Annotated in this window: 20 protein-coding genes and 1 pseudogene; 12 read left to right on the top strand and 9 right to left on the bottom strand. The window is 67.8% G+C overall.

Going from position 1 to position 16,205, the window contains the following annotated elements; genetic code table 11:
* Positions 1-503: 503 nt before the first annotated feature.
* Positions 504-857, top strand: a complete 354-nt coding sequence (locus ACWEPL_RS50970; protein WP_452440639.1) for a transposase — start codon at positions 504-506, stop codon at positions 855-857.
* Positions 858-879: 22 nt separating this feature from the next.
* Here ACWEPL_RS50970 and ACWEPL_RS50965 read toward each other — a convergent pair whose 3' ends face one another.
* Complete coding sequence (locus tag ACWEPL_RS50965; protein ID WP_452440638.1) at positions 880-1,662, bottom strand: SDR family NAD(P)-dependent oxidoreductase; 783 nt, start codon at positions 1,660-1,662, stop codon at positions 880-882.
* 110 nt (positions 1,663-1,772) lie between these two features.
* Between ACWEPL_RS50965 and ACWEPL_RS50960 the strand changes: the two genes are divergently transcribed.
* From ACWEPL_RS50960 to ACWEPL_RS50945, 4 genes are all read left to right on the top strand, one after another.
* Positions 1,773-2,180, top strand: coding sequence for a winged helix-turn-helix transcriptional regulator (locus ACWEPL_RS50960; RefSeq protein ID WP_363980539.1), 408 nt, complete (start codon positions 1,773-1,775; stop codon positions 2,178-2,180).
* Between the two features lie 608 nt (positions 2,181-2,788).
* Entirely contained in the window at positions 2,789-3,190 is a 402-nt protein-coding gene (locus ACWEPL_RS50955; protein ID WP_452440637.1) for a helix-turn-helix domain-containing protein, read from the top strand.
* Positions 3,191-3,284: 94 nt separating this feature from the next.
* Entirely contained in the window at positions 3,285-3,725 is a 441-nt protein-coding gene (locus ACWEPL_RS50950; protein ID WP_452440636.1) for a transposase, read from the top strand.
* Positions 3,726-4,081: 356 nt separating this feature from the next.
* Positions 4,082-4,309, top strand: coding sequence for a hypothetical protein (locus tag ACWEPL_RS50945; RefSeq protein ID WP_363980548.1), 228 nt, complete (start codon positions 4,082-4,084; stop codon positions 4,307-4,309).
* A 435-nt stretch (positions 4,310-4,744) separates the two neighbouring features.
* Here ACWEPL_RS50945 and ACWEPL_RS50940 read toward each other — a convergent pair whose 3' ends face one another.
* The gene (locus ACWEPL_RS50940) at positions 4,745-4,978 is read right to left on the bottom strand and encodes a hypothetical protein (protein ID WP_452440635.1); all 234 of its coding nucleotides are present in this window, start codon (positions 4,976-4,978) and stop codon (positions 4,745-4,747) included.
* A gap of 58 nt (positions 4,979-5,036) precedes the next feature.
* Positions 5,037-6,059, bottom strand: coding sequence for a hypothetical protein (locus tag ACWEPL_RS50935; RefSeq protein ID WP_452440633.1), 1,023 nt, complete (start codon positions 6,057-6,059; stop codon positions 5,037-5,039).
* 251 nt (positions 6,060-6,310) lie between these two features.
* Between ACWEPL_RS50935 and ACWEPL_RS50930 the strand changes: the two genes are divergently transcribed.
* From ACWEPL_RS50930 to ACWEPL_RS50910, 5 genes are all read left to right on the top strand, one after another.
* Positions 6,311-6,478: a helix-turn-helix domain-containing protein gene (locus tag ACWEPL_RS50930; RefSeq protein WP_452440650.1), complete on the top strand. Its 168-nt coding sequence runs from the start codon at positions 6,311-6,313 to the stop codon at positions 6,476-6,478.
* 44 nt (positions 6,479-6,522) lie between these two features.
* Positions 6,523-6,921, top strand: coding sequence for a hypothetical protein (locus ACWEPL_RS50925; protein ID WP_452440632.1), 399 nt, complete (start codon positions 6,523-6,525; stop codon positions 6,919-6,921).
* On the top strand, positions 6,918-7,142 hold the full coding sequence (locus tag ACWEPL_RS50920; RefSeq protein WP_452440631.1) for a hypothetical protein: 225 nt from the start codon (positions 6,918-6,920) through the stop codon (positions 7,140-7,142). Before ACWEPL_RS50925 ends, ACWEPL_RS50920 begins: the two co-directional genes overlap by 4 nt.
* A 612-nt stretch (positions 7,143-7,754) precedes the next feature.
* Positions 7,755-8,156 (top strand): hypothetical protein, encoded by a 402-nt coding sequence (locus ACWEPL_RS50915; protein ID WP_363980562.1) that lies wholly within the window; start codon positions 7,755-7,757, stop codon positions 8,154-8,156.
* Between the two features lie 112 nt (positions 8,157-8,268).
* Positions 8,269-9,189 (top strand): hypothetical protein, encoded by a 921-nt coding sequence (locus ACWEPL_RS50910; RefSeq protein WP_452440630.1) that lies wholly within the window; start codon positions 8,269-8,271, stop codon positions 9,187-9,189.
* Between the two features lie 262 nt (positions 9,190-9,451).
* Here ACWEPL_RS50910 and ACWEPL_RS50905 read toward each other — a convergent pair whose 3' ends face one another.
* Positions 9,452-10,420 (bottom strand): GlxA family transcriptional regulator, encoded by a 969-nt coding sequence (locus ACWEPL_RS50905; protein ID WP_452440629.1) that lies wholly within the window; start codon positions 10,418-10,420, stop codon positions 9,452-9,454.
* Positions 10,421-10,515: 95 nt separating this feature from the next.
* Between ACWEPL_RS50905 and ACWEPL_RS50900 the strand changes: the two genes are divergently transcribed.
* A complete protein-coding gene (locus ACWEPL_RS50900; RefSeq protein WP_452440628.1) occupies positions 10,516-11,361 on the top strand; it encodes a dienelactone hydrolase family protein in 846 nt (281 codons plus the stop codon).
* Positions 11,362-11,510: 149 nt separating this feature from the next.
* A pseudogene (locus ACWEPL_RS50895) lies at positions 11,511-12,362 on the top strand (Tn3 family transposase); the annotation flags it as partial.
* Positions 12,363-12,462: 100 nt separating this feature from the next.
* Here ACWEPL_RS50895 and ACWEPL_RS50890 read toward each other — a convergent pair.
* The 5 genes from ACWEPL_RS50890 to ACWEPL_RS50870 all read right to left on the bottom strand — a co-directional run bounded on the left by ACWEPL_RS50890 (position 12,463) and on the right by ACWEPL_RS50870 (position 16,180).
* On the bottom strand, positions 12,463-13,047 hold the full coding sequence (locus ACWEPL_RS50890; protein WP_452440627.1) for a DinB family protein: 585 nt from the start codon (positions 13,045-13,047) through the stop codon (positions 12,463-12,465).
* 101 nt (positions 13,048-13,148) lie between these two features.
* Positions 13,149-13,379, bottom strand: coding sequence for a hypothetical protein (locus tag ACWEPL_RS50885; protein WP_452440626.1), 231 nt, complete (start codon positions 13,377-13,379; stop codon positions 13,149-13,151).
* A 336-nt stretch (positions 13,380-13,715) separates the two neighbouring features.
* Positions 13,716-14,285 carry a TetR/AcrR family transcriptional regulator gene (locus tag ACWEPL_RS50880; RefSeq protein ID WP_452440624.1) on the bottom strand — a complete coding sequence of 190 codons (570 nt, stop codon included), beginning with the start codon at positions 14,283-14,285 and terminating at the stop codon, positions 13,716-13,718.
* Between the two features lie 213 nt (positions 14,286-14,498).
* Entirely contained in the window at positions 14,499-15,923 is a 1,425-nt protein-coding gene (locus tag ACWEPL_RS50875; protein ID WP_452440622.1) for a sensor histidine kinase, read from the bottom strand.
* Positions 15,920-16,180, bottom strand: a complete 261-nt coding sequence (locus ACWEPL_RS50870; RefSeq protein ID WP_452440621.1) for a hypothetical protein — start codon at positions 16,178-16,180, stop codon at positions 15,920-15,922. The genes ACWEPL_RS50875 and ACWEPL_RS50870 overlap by 4 nt, the downstream gene beginning before the upstream one ends.
* Positions 16,181-16,205: the final 25 nt, after the last annotated feature.

The following is a 16,205-nucleotide window of genomic DNA, read 5'->3' as shown; positions in this document are numbered from 1 at the left end:
ACCTCCGCGCGGGGATCATCGACGTCCACGCGCACTGGCTGCCGCGCGACCTGTTCGCCCTTCCGCCGGGCACTCCGTTGCACCGTCAAGAACGTGCTGGACCGGCTGGAGTCCTTCCACCAGCTCACCGGCCGTTGCCACCGCGGCGCCGGCCCGGCCACCACGCACCGCCATGCCCGGCCACTGCGTGATCGTGCCACCGTGCACACCATGCTGGGCACCAGGCTGCGCCGCGCCGAGAACGCCGGCCTGGACCTGGCCCAGCTGGAGCCACGCGACCGCGCCCAGCTGCGGCGGGTGAAGAAGGCCAAGCTGAGCGGGGTGCGCGGCAAGGGCCGCACCAGCCGCAGCGTCTTCCTCGGCCTGGACACCCGCACCGCGCTGGCCGAGGACCTGGACCGGGCGATCCCTCTGTACGAGGCGACGCTCGCCGAGCGGGAGCGGGTGCTCGGCGACCACCCCGACACCCTGACCTCCCGCAACAACCTCGCCAGCTGCGTGACGTGCTGCCCAGACTGCCGTTACCGCGCTGGCCGGACGGGCGCATCGTACTCGCGGTGGATGTGTCGCCATGGCTGCGCTCGGACGCCACCTGCTCAGCCGAGCGGCTGTTCTGCCACGTCTACGGCCGGGCCAAGAGCGCCTCCCAGTTCATCCCGGGTTGGCCGTACTCGTTCGTCGCAGCGCTGACGATGGGCCGCAGTTCATGGACGGCGCCGCTGGACGTGGTCCGGCTGGGACCGGCCGACGACAGCCGTAGGCCCGTCAGCCAGTGGAGCTCGGACATGAGCACGACCGCCTCATCAGCGCATTCCCCCGAGCTGCGGCCTGGTCGACGTCATCAACCTGGAGGTTGAGCCGCACTCTCTGTTGTGAGGCTCACGAAGCCGTGGGGAACTGGGCCGGCAGGCCGTCCAGCAACTGGCTCAGCAGCGGGTATCCGCCATCGATGCGGATCACCTGGCCGGTGACCATGGCGAACGCGCCGTCCACTAGCGCGGCGATCGGGCGAGCCAGGTCCTGCGGCCGCAGCATCGTGCCGGTCACCGACCGGTCGCCGAAGTGGCGCCGGATGCCATCGGTGAACACCTCAGCGGTGGCATCGGTACCAACCGCGCCAGGGGCGACGGCATTGACGGTGATGCCGTCCCGTATGGCCTCGCCGGCGACCTGCTGGGCGAAGGCGTTCACGGCGGCTTTGGCAGTGGACTGGGCGGGGCTGCCGATGATCAGCTCGGCCGCGGTAGCGGAGACGTAGACGATCCGGCCGGACCGCCGTTGGCGCATGACCGGCAGCACCCGCCGGGTCAGGTGGTAGACGCCGGCCAGCTCATCGCTCATCTTGGCTGCAAACGCCTCCCACGGCACATGTTCCAGCGGGCCGAAAGGCGGCGCCGCGGTGTGGGCGTTGCCCACCAGCACGTCGATCCGCCCGTGTTCGGCGACCACCCGGTCCACCAGCGTGGTCACCTGGGCCTCATCAGTCACGTCGGCCTGGATCGCCTGCGCGGCGCCGATCTGCTTGGCCACCAGCTCTGCGGACTCGGCGTCGCGCAGATAGTTGACGATCACGTGATAGCCGAGCCGACCCAGCTCGCGCGCGGTCGCGGCCCCGATCCCCCGGCTGGCTCCGCTAACCAGCGCCACCTGCTTGCTGTTCATCTGTCTCTCCTGACTCGTCGTACGAAGACGCGAGAGACGCTAGGTTTTGGGCTTACATTTTGTAAGTACGCACCTCAAGGTAAGCCCGAGAGACAGCAGTAGGTGAGCAGGTGGACGAGAGCGACGCCCGGTGGATCAGTGACACATTTCACAACGACTGCCCCGGGCGGGAGGTGATGGAACACGTCACCGGACGGTGGGTGCCGCTGATCCTGGCCGCCCTGACGCCTGGGCCAATGCGCTTCTTCGAGTTGCGCCAGCGCATCGAGGGCATCAGCGAGAAGATGCTTTCCGCCAAACTGCGGACTCTGGTCCGCGACGGGCTGGTAGAGCGCACCGTGGAGCCAACCACCCCGCCGCAAGTCAGCTATGAGCTGACCGAGTTGGGTCAAGGCCTGTCCCGCCCCTTCGCCCAATTGGTCCGCTGGATTTCGGCGCACACCCCCGAGGTCATCGCGGCCCAGCAGCGCTATGACCACAGCATAATTCCTGCCGGTCAGGTGATTCTGGGCCAGTAATGCAGATTGCGGCGATCTGCACCCCACATCATCCGCTCGCTTGCCTACGGCCTCCTGGCGTTCGACGCCAGGAGGCCGTCGTAATCGAGCGGCAAGCAACACTCGCGCCCTCGCACCGCCGGCAGTGCTGCGCAGAGGACTTCGGACGTCTGCGCAGCCGACTCCAGAAATCGACAATGACCCGACGACGCAGGCGGTCGCCAGCACCCAAGCCGCCACCATCTCGCACCCGGCCTCATATCTCCGGAGGCCCTCAGCCAAGATCCGAGGTTGTTCAACACCCACTCAACAAACGGTGTTTGGAGGTTGTTGAATCACCGGGTTGTTGAACGCGTTTTTGAAGGCGTTTCGGGGGCTCTGAAACGGCAGTTTCAAGATCTTCAAAAAACGATGGTGGTCTCAAATGGTCGATGCATCACCGCTGGTCAGAAGGTCACTATAGACCTCTGCCGGTGACCGGTATCCCAGGGTGTACGGGCAAAGGGGTGGGTATACGCCTGCCGAGCAGGAACGGCGGGAGCGTGTACGGCTGCAAGCGGCCGAGTGGTTCGAGGCCGGGGAGTCGAACCACGACGGTCGCCGCACGGTTATGGGTGCACGAGCGGTCGGTGACCCGCTGGCGTAAGGCCTGGCGCGAGGGCGGGACTCAGGCGCTGCGCTCCAAGGGGCCGGTGTCGAAGGAGAAGCTGTCGGACCGGCAGTGGCAACGGTTGGAGGCCGAGTTACGGCGCGGGCCGCTGGCCTGGGGATACGACGAGAACCAGTGCTGGACGCTGGCCCGGGTCAAGACGCTGATCGGCCGGCTGTTCCACATCGGCTACACCATCGAGGGCGTGGGCAAGCTGCTGCGTCGCCATGGCTGGTCGGTCCAGGCCCCGGTGCGGCGGGCTCTGGAGCGGGACGAGGAGGCCATCGCTGCCTGGAAGGAGCAGGTGTGGCCGGTGGTAAAAGCACCGCGGCGGACCTGGGCGCCTACCTCTGCTTCGAAGACGAAGCCGGGCAAGGGCTGAGGCCACCGAAGGGACGCACCTGGGCGCCGGTCGGTGCCCGTCCGGTGGTGACGGTACGTGGCAAGGGCTCCGGCCGGGTCAACATGGCCGCGTTGTGGCCTACCGGGACGGCGAACGCCCGCACCTGTTCTACCGCCTGCACATCTACCGCGGCCGCAAGGGCGAGCCCAAGTCGTTCTCCTGGATCGACTACCGGGACCTGATCGTGGCCACCCACCAGCACCTGGGCGCACCACTGGTCTGGTGCTGGGACAACCTCAACGTGCACCTGGCCGGCCAGCTCGCCGAGTTCGCCGCCGAGCACGCCGACTGGCTGCGCATCGTCCAGTTACCCGCCTACGCTCCCGAACTGAACCCCGTCGAGGGCGTCTGGTCCCTGCTCCGCCGGGCCCTGGCCAACTTCGCCGTCACCGACCTGCCTGGACTCGTCCGGATCGTCAAACGCAAACTGAAGAAGATCCAGTACCGGCCCCATCTGCTCACCGGCTGCCTGGCCCAGACCGGGCTCACCCTCGATACCCCGGCAAACCCATGACCGACCCTACGAATTCAACCTGTGTACGCGGCGAGTAACACCATGCCCCTCCAGAGGCTTGGCGGCCAACGTCTGCGGGGAGCAGGTGCGTCTGACTCTCACGAACTGCTCCTGTCAGCGACGAAATGTCCTATGAATGTCCTGCTGGTTACCTGGCACCAAGCCTTCTTGGACATTAGCGTAAATGACACACGGGTGACGAAATTATCGGCACCTCCAGACATACGTCTGTCTTCAATCGCGCGGAACCGAATTGGCTGTCGCTTCTCTGCTGGGCAAGTAGTGGTCGCCTATTCCGGTTCCGCGCTTGACATGGCCGGCCGTATGACGAAGAAACGACGAAAGGAAGCGGAGAAATGAAGCGAAACGTCACCGGAAGAATTGCCATTACCGCGATCGGCGGCCTCGCGGCTCTGCTGCTCTCCGTCAGTCCCGCACAGGCCAAGGAGACGGCAGGTCACTGGTACGGCCCCTACTCCACCAAGGGAATTTGCGAATACTGGAGGAACGGCGTGCAGGCAGGTGGGACACAGACCCATCCCTGCTTTGATGACCAGGGCTGGTACTTCTGGGCAGCGTCCTGAATAGTCCGTACTCCCGACCACATGCCCATCGCCAGGCAGGCAGATTACAGAAAGGTCCGTCCGGGGCACTGAGCCATCACCGTTGTTCCTCGTGTCACGGTGAGCCCGAAGTCCGTTTGGTGTGGGCAACTCGCGCGCAGCCGGGTCGAAATCACTTCCTCCACGGCATGCCATAGTTTCAGCGAGCCGTGCTGCCGGACCAGTCACCACTCACCCTTTGAGTCACGGCGAGTGGTGACTTGGGGCCGGTCGCCACGTCGAGCAGGGTGACGTTGTCCCCGAACCCCAGTTCTCGGCGACGGCGCGCCGAGCTGGGCGGCCGTAGGCCCATCCACCAGGGCAAACAGCTCTCGTCATCGAACCGAAAAAAGATCAAGTTCAGAGCGCCAACTTCTGCACTCAGCCTCCTCGAAGGCCGGGTCGTGCACGCGGTGGTCATGGAGTTTCGGCCTGGTCCGCCAGCAGAGCGTCCATCCTGGCCGGCATCTCGGGGGATGCCTCACTGTGGATTCCCGCGATCACCACGGCCCGGTCGAAGGAGTGGTCGCCCGGGTGGCCGCCGAACAGCAGGCATCTTTCCGGGTCGTCAGCCGGGTCGTCAGCGGCGGGGCAGGGCGCCAGGCCGGTCAGCTCGCGCAGGCCGCGCTCCCAGCGCAGCCAGACTCCCAATGACAGACCGTTGCTCTGGCGTCGGCAGCCATCGAGCGAGCAGAAGCCATGCCCTGCCTCATCGCCTTGATCGCCGGTTTTCCAGCAGCAGTTCCCCCGCCCACGTGAGCGTCGACACGGCGGCGCCCGCCAGGAGACCGGCCCAGAACAGAGCCTGTTCGGCGGTCTGCTTGCCGGGGATGGAGATGAGCCGGGCGTGCGGTCCGGCGAGATATCCTCCCCGGTCGGAGTCCCCGGCCGGCTCATCGGGGTCAGCCCGCCACTCGAGGCCCGTCGTGGGCTCGGGGACGGTCTCCGGGCTGGGGTGGTACCAGGCCAGCCGTAGCGGGTCGGACCTGTCGCGGCCGTACTCGGTGCCGGACTCCACGACGCTGTCGACCGGCATGCGGCCGAGCTGCCAGGAGATGTGCGTCTCGTCGGCGTTCGTGGCGCCCCCGTACATGACCGATGGAGCGGCGAGCACGGTCGTGTATCCGCGGGAGATCACAAGTGGCTTCCTCGCCCGCCCGCTGATGTGGACGGGCTCCAGGAGCAGGGAATCCGCGCGAGAGCGGCAGAGTTGCCCGTCGATCACCGATGTGACCCGCCGAGGCCGGTCGTTGAGCTCCATCTCCGACAACCGCGCATCGCCGTCGAGGGTGATGCGATAGCCATAGCACGGCGGAGCTCCCTTCGTCGCAAGGCCGGTCATCACGAACGCGTACGTGTCCGGCCCGCACTGCGCCAGCTCCTTCTCGTCGAGCGCGATCCCCTCCGCCTGGAGTTCGCCGCAGGGATCCGCCTTGACAGCCAGCGTGAGGAGGTCGAGGGCGCGTTCGCCCTCCGGCACGGTCACGTACACGCCGATGCTCCCGTCGAAGCGGGTGTACAGGGGCACGGGCGCGGCGGTCTGGTACAAGTTCCAGGCAGCCGCGCCGAGCAGCGTGGACAGCGCGAACATCCCGATGATCAGCCGGTGACTGCGCGGGCGCCTCGCCGCCGGCCCGGGCACAGGGAGATTCTTCTGAGGCGGCCGAGGGGCGCCCTGGCACAGGTGCCGCACCGTCAGCCCCACGAGCACGGCGAGCCGGAGAAGTCCCACGGCTTTCAGGTTCGCACGGCCCGGCGCCCGGCGACGGAGAGTCCGCGGAGCTCCGGATAAAGAATTCGCCGCTCTGCCGCTATCGGCATCTGCGCCGGCATCCACAAGCCCAACAGGCAGAGCATCGCGGACAAGGTGCTGTTCATGGTCGCGGCCATGGCCGCCGAGATGGAACGCGACCTCATCCAGGAGCGCCCCTGGAGGGCCTGGATGCCGCCCGCGCTGCCGGCCGCGTCGGCGGTTGCCCGGTGATGGTGACCGTGGCCGTGCTCGCCGCCGCCAGGGCCCGCCGCGACCGCGGCCAGTCCGTCACCCAGATCGCTCGCGAACTCGGCGTCGGACGCTCCACGCTGTACAGAGCACCCGAAGGCGAAAACTCACCCGTCGGCGAGCTAGTCGACGACATCCACTGGCCCTGACAGCGTCCACCAGGACCGCGTTCCATCAAGGGGAAGGACACCCCATGAGCCCCACCATCCGAACCGTGCTGGTGCCAGACCTGAACAACGACCTGTGGCACGTGCTCAACGAGCTGGAAGAGCTGCTGCTCACCTACGCCGTGCGGGAGAACACCGACCAGGTCGAGCCCGGCGAGTACCCGCCCCGCTCGCCGAGCGGCGCCGCGCTGGAGGCACTGCGACGACTTCAGACCGCCCTCGCGCCCACACGGGGCGAGCGCGCCATCAAGAGGCCGGCACCACCGGCCGCCTGCTCGCCCCGGACGGCCGCCACGAGTTCGCGCCGCTGCGCCTGGTCGACGTCGACCAGGCCGGCGTTCAGGTCCTGTCCGCCGCGGCCCGGGTGCTCGGCGCCCCGCACGCGCACGAGCTCGTGCGTGATGGCTTGGAGGACGGCGGCGTGAACATGTCCGGCCCCGAGCTCGTGATGGCCGCCGCCCGGCCGGCCGGGCTGCCGGACCTCGACGACACCGCCGACACCGAGCTGCTGCGCGATCGCCTGGCCACCGCCGGCCCCGCCGCCGACGTCGTGCTCACCCCGGTCGAAGAGGACGCCTACCGGCGTACCGTCGACCGGGTTGCCGAGCACCCGGTCGCCAGATTCATCTACGACGGCGGTCGCTGACCACCCCGCCCCACCTGGCAGAGGACCTGCGCCCGAGGAACTGGAGGGCTAAATCGACAGCGCCCATCGATATGCGGCCCAGGTACGGGTGAGTCAGCCGCTGACGTCCAGCACTGGCGGCTGTCAGGGAGCCCCCGGGCCGGCGCATGCCCAGCCCCGCCGCCACTCCGCGCTTGAGCTGGGGTTCCCAGTTCTCGCCCAGATGGGCGAACCAGGCGATCTTCGCGTTCCACGCCGCGTCGATGTCCGAGGTGCGTAAGGCCGCACGGATGGCCTGCTTGGCGGCCTTCGTGTCCGCTCAAATCTCGTCATGGTCGCGAGGGCTCGTTCCCTTGCTGTGGGTGTCCTGGTCCGGACCGCGACAGTGACGTGACAGTGAGAAGGCAGAGGGGCGAAAGGCCACCGCGATAGTTTCGCAGGCAGAAAGGCAAGTATCGCCAAAAGGGCGTGACGTTGACCTGCAAGGACCTGAGCATTCTCCAGGACCTCCGACGAGTACTGCTCTCTCCGCCCGCTCAACTCCGCCCGACTGACGACCGGCGTTGGTACCTGCAGACGGCTTCTGCGGCGTACCTGAGACGAAAGGGGCAACACGTGAACGGGAAAATCCGTGTGGGTATTGCTGCGGCGGCCCTCGGCATCGGCTTCGCCATGGCACCTACCGCCGCCTCGGCAGTGCAGCAGGCTCCCACCGCCGTGAAAGCGGACACCGGGGCGAAGAACGCCGCGGCCTGTTCCGCGGTACCCGACCGAGGGTGGGTCCTTTTCTACCAGCACTCCGACTGCCAGGGCGCCTACCAGGGCTGGACGACCTGCGGTCGGCACTTCTTCACCGGCCCCATGAAGATGCAGGCGAGCTCGTACTGGGACAACCAGTACGGCGGCGCCTACGTCTACGCCGATGTGACCGACGACTACGGGCACTTCGCCTTCCGCACCTGGCCGGGGACCGGTGTCCGCAACGTGGCCACGGGCGAGAACGACCGGAGCTATGCGGCTTGGCTCAACTGCTGAGCCTGCCCCGTCCGGAATGTAGCGCAAAGCGTCGTCCGGGGTCAGTCCCACTGGTCCCGGCGGCGCGCGGACCGTCCCCGTCCTTGGTCCCGGCTCTCAGGAGGTCGTCACCGTGGCCGATGGTCGCCTGCTCGGCGCCCTGATGCTGTCCGTCTTGGCGGTGCTCGTCGGTTGCGGAGGCGGCCCTCCGGAGGCGGGAGAGAAGCTCCTCGGGAAGACCATTGATCTTGACCAGGTCGACTACCCTTTGGCCGCCTTCGAGTTGACCGATGCGGAGCTCGAAACCACCCTTCGGGCGAGGTATCTGCTGACTCAGCAGTGTGCCGACAGGTTCCACGTCAAACTGCCTGCTTGGCAGTCCGGTCGCCATCGGGTACCGCAGAACGACCGGTACGGCATGTATGACGTACGTACCGCCCGTACCTGGGCGTACTCCCTCGACGCGCCGCCGGTCACTGCCCCTCTGTGGGAAGACCAGATTGACAGGAAGTCCCGGCTGCTCCAGATCGTCAGCGGCGTGGACGAGCAAGGGCACCCGGCCCGGATCGCCGGCCTGCCCCAGGGCGGCTGCCGCGGTGCGGCGAACCGCCGGCTCGAGCGGGGTGAGACCGCCTCCGCCACGGGCAAGGCGAGGAACCCGGTGCCAGAACTCGAATCCAGAGCATGGAAGACCTCGCGGAAGGACCCGGCCGTTCAGAGTGCAGCTGCCGAGTGGAAACGCTGCATGACCCGGAGGGGACACGACTACGAGGACCCCGTCGAAGCCCCCTACTCCTACTGGACCTCCCAACGGATGGCCGCGCATCCGAATCCGACAAAAGAGCAGCGGAAACACGGGATCCCTCCCACCGAAGCCGAACGCCGGGCCGCGCTCGACGACATCATGTGCAAAAACGAGTCAGGCTTTGTACGCAGTTGGCTGACCGCCGATCTCGCCGCGCAGCGGCGGTTGATCGCGGAGAATCGCTCCCAGCTCGAAAGGCACAGCCAGCGCCTCGACAACATGCTGAGGAACGCCGCAGAGGTGCTGTAGCCGCCAACGACTGTTCCTGGGTTCCTCGACCCCGATCTCCCCTGTCGTAGCGATGAGGGCTTTGGTGCCACCACGGCAGCCGACACCACGCAGCCCGACCTCGATACCGACGCGCTGACCGTGCTCACCGCGCTGGCCACCACCAGCATCCCGCTCACCCGGCCTCGGGGCTGGTGAGGTCGCGTATTCGACTGTCGATGCAGAGGGGGGCGGCAGTAACTGACCGTGATGTCCAGCGGCAAAACGGCTTCATGCGCCTAAATCAGTCAACACGGCGGAAGGCCGCGCGGTAGTCCCTCGGGCGTCGTCCAGTGTGCTTGGCGAAGAGGGTGGCGAACGTGCTGGGGTCCCTGTATCCGACCGCGGCGGAGATGCTGCCGACGGTTCGGTTCGTGGCCTCAAGGAGGTGGCGGGCGCGACGGACACGCGACGACTGCAGGTATTCCAGCGGGCTCTGGCCGGTCTCGTCCGCGAAGCGCCGCAGCAGCGTCCGAGTGCTGACCTTGAACGTGTCCGACAACGCGGCGAGGTCGTATCGGGCGGCAAGGTTCTGGTCGAGCCATCGCATGACCTTGTGGGAGAACGCGTTTCCGGGCTGCGGAAGACATTGCGCGTCAACGTATGGGGTCTGGGACGATCGCGCATCGTCGACGAGCGCCACCCGCGCGGTTGTCCGTGCCACGCCGGCACCACTGTGTTGACGGATCAGATCCAGCGCGAAGTCGTACATGGCGCTGAAGGCCGCCGTTGTCGTCACCCCGGTGTCGGTGACGACCAGATTCTCAGGCCGGACGTCAGCGTCCGGATAGTGTCGAGCCAGTTCGTCCGCGAGGAGCCAGGCTGTGGTAGCACGGCGTCGGTTGAGGAGTCCGGCCTCGGCGAGCAGGAACGCTCCGACACAGATCGAGACGACGACAGTGCCCGCAGCAGCGTGTGAACGGATCGCCGCAATTTCAGGGGCGAGGGGTGCGAGCTTCGCGTCCACGTCGAGGCCCGGCACGAGCTCGAACCCTGGCACAACAAGGACATCTACCTCGCGCAGCGGAGAGACGTCCAACACCGCACCACCCGATGCCGCGACACGACGACGGGGCGAAACGATCGACACCTCGTATCCGGAGCCGTCCGGACCGGCAACGTGCGTGGCCATCGTCAAGAGATCGGGTACGCCGAACACCTCGGACGCGAAGCAGCCTGGATAGGCCAGGACACCAACCCGCAGCGCGCTCACGCTCGCCTCCTCACCATCAGCCTATGGCGAGATTACCCGCATACATGGCGATGTCGCCTCTCGCCCTCGCGGGGGCATCGGTCCACGCTGTCACCATGAGCGCTGCCAGCGGACGACTTGACGACATGATCACGGACTTCTCCCGCCGACTCGTGGATGTGGAGGGGGTGGTGAAGACGGTGTACGCCGCGGGTTCCGGGCCGGCCGTCGTGTTGATGCCGGAGATGCCCGGCATCAGTCCTGATGTCCTTCGACTGGCGCGGTGGGTGCGAGACGCGGGCTTCACCGTTCATGTCCCCTCACTCTTCGGGATCGACGGTGCCTATCCCACGGTTGAGGGTGGTACGGAAGTCGTCCGCCGCGCGTGTGTCAGTGCCGAGTTCCGCGCGTTCGCCGGGGGCGGCACCAGCCCGGTCACGGCATGGCTACGTGGGCTGGCGCGCCAAGCCCATGCCGAATGCGGCGGTCCGGGAGTCGGCGCGATCGGACTGTGCTTCACCGGCAACTTCGCTCTCACCATGGCGCTTGAGCCGGCTGTCATCGCGCCAGTGGTCAACCACCCGTCGCTGCCGCTGGACGACCCTGCCGGACTTGAGATCAGCGACGAGGACGCGCGCGCAGTCCGAGACCGCATCGCGCGCGAGGGGCTGAAGGTCCTTGCCTACCGCTTCGATGACGACCGCTGGTGCACCGGCCAGCGCTTCGCCGCCTACCAGGCGCTCCTCGGCGACGCCTTCGACGGCCGTGTTCTTCCGGGCAGTTCCGCGAACACCAGCCCGCCACCGTTCTTCGGCGACGTGGTCGGGTCCCCCCACAGCGTGGTCACCGCCCACCTCGTCGACGAGGACGGACATCCCACGCTGAAGGCCAGGGACGAGATCATCGCCTTCCTGACCGACCGCTTGAGCCCATTCGGACATTCCGAGACGACATACGGCTGAGCGGCACACCCGCCTGGGCGGCGGGGGTACTGGTGGAGTCACCTATTCGACCATCGCGAGTTCTCGATGCCGAGGGCCGTGGTAGTGACTTTCCGTGATGTCGGCGGGCTCTCGGACAGCAGGTGCGCGCGGAAGGGCGAAGTGGGCCTGCGCCGTCGCCGAAGTACTTCGGGCTCAAGCGGGGCATCACCTGGCCCAACGCCGTCAACGACCAGGTCGCGGGCATTGGGCAGACGGTCGTCCCGGGCACCCCGCGCGACTCCCTGCACTTCCTGGACGCGCTGCTGAACCTGGACGGCTACAACTTCAGCCCGCGGTTCCGCGACCTGGACGACCAGCGGTTCTGGCGGGCCACGATGCCCGGCGTCGAGACGGGCACGTACGGCGCGGTGGAGGACCTGGCGCGCAACCGCGTGAACCTGAACAAGGTGATCACGCACTGGCCGGACATGCTGAAGGTCGCCGATTCCCTGGTCATCAACCAGGTCCGTGCCTACGACCTGCTGCGCATGTCCGGACGCGAGCCCGACTCCGCTGGGTGCGGCGTTCGCGGAGTACGGGCGGATCGCCAAGACCGAGCACCTGCTGCGCGTGGTCGACCCGGTCGACGGCGGCACCTACCGGGGCCAGATGAACCGGCAGCTCACCGTCCAGGAATCCCGCCACAAGCTGGCCCGGGACGTGTGCCACGGCAAGCGCGGCACCATCCACCAGGCGTACCGGGACGGCATGGAGGACCGGCTCGGCTCGCTCGGCCTGGTCCTCAACGCCTTCGTGCTCTGGACGACCCGTTACATCGACGCCGCCGTCGCCCAGTTCCAGGCCAAGGGCCACGAGATCCGCAAGGAGGACATCACCCGGCTCTCCCCGCTCGAGCACCGCAACCTGAACCTGCTCGGCCGCTACAGCTTCACCGCCTCGACCCGGCCGCCGGCGCCCTGCGCCCGCTGCGCGACCCGGACGCGCCCGAGCTGGACGAGGACGACGAAGGCGTGGACTGAACGCCCATATCGGGTGAAGCGGGCATATCAGGTGGCCGGGGTGCTCGGAAATCGCAAGCGCCGGCAGGGGAACTGATGTCAGGCTGCCTGGTATGTCTACCTAAGCCTTGATTGGTGCGGCAGTCCTGGCGGCCTGCTCGATCTTCGCGCAGTAGGCTGCACGGGCTTCCTCGTCGATCTGCATCTCGTGTTCGGGGCGCACCCCGGTCCGGCCGTCGAGGCCCTCGCGCAGGATATCGGCGTGCCCGGCATGCCGGTTGGACTCGCCGAGGACATGGACCATGACGGCGAACAGGTTCGTGTTGGGATAAGGCTCCGGCCACCACGGCACGTGGCCGGGGGCGTCGAGGGGAAGCTCGTTGATCGTCGCGTCCGAGTGTTCCCACGTGCGCTGGTAGAATCCGATGATCTGATCGCGGGTCTCGTCCTCGGTCGCCCACAGATCGCTGCCGTCGGAGTCCTGCCACCGGGGCAGCGGTTCCGGGGAAGGGCGGTCGAAGACCTCGCCGAAGTACCTGGCCTCCACGCTGGCCACGTGTTTGACCAGGCCGAGGAGGTTGGTCCCGGTTGCTGTCAAAGGTCGGCGGGCGTCGTATTCGGACAAGCCGTCGAGTTTCCAGAGCAGCGCCTTGCGGTCCCGCCGCAGCCTCCCGTGCAGGTTGTCTTTCGCGAATTCATCGATCATGCGGCATGAGCCTGCCATGAGCTGCTCGTGGTCTCAAATCCGTACATGGTCCGCAACGACTGGCAGAGCCGAGGCCTGGCCATGGCCGCCGTTGTTCACGCTCACGGACGGCACTGCCTCGGGGCGAAGAGCGAGCGACGCGGCCGGGCGACACCGTGCACATCTCCGAGATGTTCCGCCTCGTACGCGGCACCGGGCACATCCTCGACGTGCTCGACGTCCTCCACCGCGACCAGGTGGCGCTGCGCATCCACGACGGCGCGTCCTCCGCGATGGACCTCACCGCCCGTCACCCGCGCACCGGGGAGTTGCTGTCCCACCGTGAAGTTCATGGTGCAGACCCTCGCCGCCGCCGGCGAACTCCAGCGCGAGCTGACCTACGACGGACTGCGAGCCGCCGAGGCCAAGGGCAGCAAGGGCGGGCGCCGCCCGCCGTGGCGGCCGCGAAGACCGACGACGTCCGCACCGCGTACCTGGAGGGCCGCTCAATCGCTGCCCCCGCCCGCAACCACGGCGTCAGCCGCGGCCCCTTTCTTGCGTATTCGGTTCCCACCCCTTGCGGGGTGTTTCGTCATGCCTTCCGGGCGCCAGGGATCGCCGAGACGTGACGAGCATCGGCCCGTTGCCCTTCCGCGCCCGCTCGACATCGAGGTCGAAACGATCGGCAGTCAGGACGCGTCGTCGGTGAAGTGCGACAGGACCATCTCGACCAGTGCGGCGACGTCGGCATCCACCATCGGCTCGCCGGTCATGCCCATCCGGTGGAGCAGGGTTCCGACGACGACGTCGATGAAGAACAGGACCCGGTTTTCCGGCTCGCCGAGCGCCTCCTGGAGCGCGAGCCGGTAGGGGTCCTGCAACCGGGTGGACAGGATCTCGCGCAGGGCCGGGTCGCTGACGGCGTCGCTGAACACGCCGGCGAACGCGTCGCCGACCCCGGGTTCGCTGATCTTCCCCGCGATCCAGCGGATGGCCGAGGACATGAGCTCGGCTCGACCGGTGCCGTCCAGCGGCACCGGGCCGAACACGTCCAGGAGGCAGTCCACGATCAACGCGCCCTTGGACGGCCAGCGACGGTAGATCGTCGTCTTGGCGACCCCGGCCGCGGCGGCGATGCGGTCGACGGTGGCACGCGCGTACCCGAGCTCCTGGACCGTGCTCAGTGTCGCGGCGAAGACCACGTCGTTGAGGCCGGCGCGCGGGCGACCGGGTGGTCTGGCGGATGCGGTCGAGGTCATGCCCACACGATAAACCATTGCGCTACCAGCGGTATCGATACTTGCGGTGGCGCAATTGCCGGGCTGAGGAGGAGACATGGGTGAGGTCACTGTCACGGAGCGGCAGCCGGAGCCGGACCGGTCGGCGGTGGATGCTGAGTGCAGAAATCAGCGGTAACCACCTGCGACTTCTTGCCTTGCCGACTGTGGTCGTGCAAGCGCTGCGGCGTGTGGTCAGGCGCCAGGGTTCGGCGGGGCGGCCTGCTCGGCGGGAGTGCTCAGCGGCAGGCGCAGGACGAAGCCGGCCCCGCCGATCGCGGCCTGCTCGACGTGCAGGGTGCCGTGGTGGGCGGTGGCGATGTCCCGGGCGATGGCCAGGCCCAGGCCGGTGCCTCCGCGGTCGCGGCTGCGGGCGGCGTCGAGGCGGACGAACCGCTGGAAGATCCGTTCTCGGTCGGCCGGGGGCACGCCGTCGCCGTCGTCGCTCACCACCAGCTCGGCGTGCGTTGCCGAGCTGCGAAGCCGTACCCGCACCTTGCTGGTGGCGTGCCGCTGCGCGTTGTCCAGCAGGTTGGTCAGCACCCTTGCGATCTGTCCTGGTACGGCGTCGACGACGACCCGTTCGGCGAGGTTCAGGACTGCCGGGTGGCGATCGGCACGCCGGCCGGTCTCGGTGCGGATCAGATCGGTCAGATCGACGCGCTGAGTGGCCTGGGGAGCGGTGGCGTCCAGGCGGGCAAGCAGGAGCAGGTCGGTCATGATGTCCTGAATCCGATCCAGGTCCTCCAGCGTGTGCCCGATCAGGTCGAGCAGGTCGGTGTCGCGGGGATGCATCTGTGCCTCCTCCAGGCGCACGCGCAGGCCGGCCAGCGGGGTGCGCAGCTCGTGGGAGGCGTCGGAGGCGAACTGGCGTTGCCGCTGCAGCGCCTGATGGGTCGAGGCTTTGGCCTGCTCCAGACGTCCGAGCGTGTGGTTGACGGTGCGCGCCAGTTGGGTGATCTCGCCGTGGCCGTGCGGTTGCGGAATGCGGATGCTCAGGTCGCTGACGTTGATCGCGGCCAGCTGTGCGCGTATGAGCTGGATCGGGCGCAACGTGCGGCTGGTGATCTTCCATGTCGCCGCTGTGGCCAGGAGGATCAGCAGCGCGATCTGGGCGATCCAGAGCAGTTGGAACGTCCGGGACGGCGCCACGGGCGAGACCATCCGGCCGGCGTAGACCACCGGGGAGGTGGGGGCGGGTGAGAGGCGGACGGCGGCCAGACGCAGGCACCGTCTGCCGCTGTGCTTGTCGCACACCTCGACGTCGGCCTGAGGGTGGTCCGGGGAGGGTCGTACCTGGCTCAGCGGGTCCCGGCCGCGTGCCGCGGGAGAAGCGGCGATGACGCGGTGATCGGCTCCCACCACCTGGATCAGGTCGATGCCGGGTGTTTGCGTCTCGATCGTGCCGGTCAGATTCCGGCGCCCGGCCGCGGCGGCGGTGATCCCGGCTTGCTCGCGGGCGCCCGACCAGCCGGGGTCGGCTGAGGCCTGCCCGGCGGCTGACGCTCCGACCATGCCCATCGGGACCAGTACGGCGATCGCCGTGGCCAGGGCCAGGACGGTGAGTCGGGCCGGGGTCGAGCGCAGGCGCGGCCGCCGCGGCGATGAGCCCGGACTCATGACGTCATCTCGCCGCTTCGCAGATCGCCCGGCGCGCCGCACGCGTGCGCGAACCTGCCGGGCACTCGGCTGTTCAAGGCTCGCCGGCGGCGGTACTCCTCCTCGTCGATTTCATCGCGGATGAACAGGACGAGCAGCTGCCGTTCCTGCGGCGAGCAGTCCTGGCACGGGGCCGGTGTCCGCCTGTACAGCGACACCATGGCCAACGCCGCGGCGATGGCAGTGGTGAACAGGATCTGGCTGACGATCAAGGACATGATTCTCCTCCCGGCGGTGATGATG

This window comes from Nonomuraea sp. NPDC004186, from assembly GCF_053603495.1.
Note: the sequence above shows the minus strand (reverse complement) of the source record. Positions and strands in the feature narration are given on the sequence as shown.

What these genes read in the sequence shown, in the direction of transcription:
- ACWEPL_RS50930 (WP_452440650.1), top strand. Translation starts at nt 6,311, where the DNA reads ATGGTGACCGTGGCCGTGCTCGCCGCCGCCAGGGCCCGCCGCGACCGC.
- ACWEPL_RS50875 (WP_452440622.1), bottom strand. Translation starts at nt 15,923, where the DNA reads ATGAGTCCGGGCTCATCGCCGCGGCGGCCGCGCCTGCGCTCGACCCCG.
- ACWEPL_RS50945 (WP_363980548.1), top strand. Translation starts at nt 4,082, where the DNA reads ATGAAGCGAAACGTCACCGGAAGAATTGCCATTACCGCGATCGGCGGC.
- ACWEPL_RS50900 (WP_452440628.1), top strand. Translation starts at nt 10,516, where the DNA reads ATGAGCGCTGCCAGCGGACGACTTGACGACATGATCACGGACTTCTCC.
- ACWEPL_RS50870 (WP_452440621.1), bottom strand. Translation starts at nt 16,180, where the DNA reads ATGTCCTTGATCGTCAGCCAGATCCTGTTCACCACTGCCATCGCCGCG.
- ACWEPL_RS50925 (WP_452440632.1), top strand. Translation starts at nt 6,523, where the DNA reads ATGAGCCCCACCATCCGAACCGTGCTGGTGCCAGACCTGAACAACGAC.
- ACWEPL_RS50965 (WP_452440638.1), bottom strand. Translation starts at nt 1,662, where the DNA reads ATGAACAGCAAGCAGGTGGCGCTGGTTAGCGGAGCCAGCCGGGGGATC.
- ACWEPL_RS50885 (WP_452440626.1), bottom strand. Translation starts at nt 13,379, where the DNA reads ATGAACTTCACGGTGGGACAGCAACTCCCCGGTGCGCGGGTGACGGGC.
- ACWEPL_RS50890 (WP_452440627.1), bottom strand. Translation starts at nt 13,047, where the DNA reads ATGATCGATGAATTCGCGAAAGACAACCTGCACGGGAGGCTGCGGCGG.
- ACWEPL_RS50880 (WP_452440624.1), bottom strand. Translation starts at nt 14,285, where the DNA reads ATGACCTCGACCGCATCCGCCAGACCACCCGGTCGCCCGCGCGCCGGC.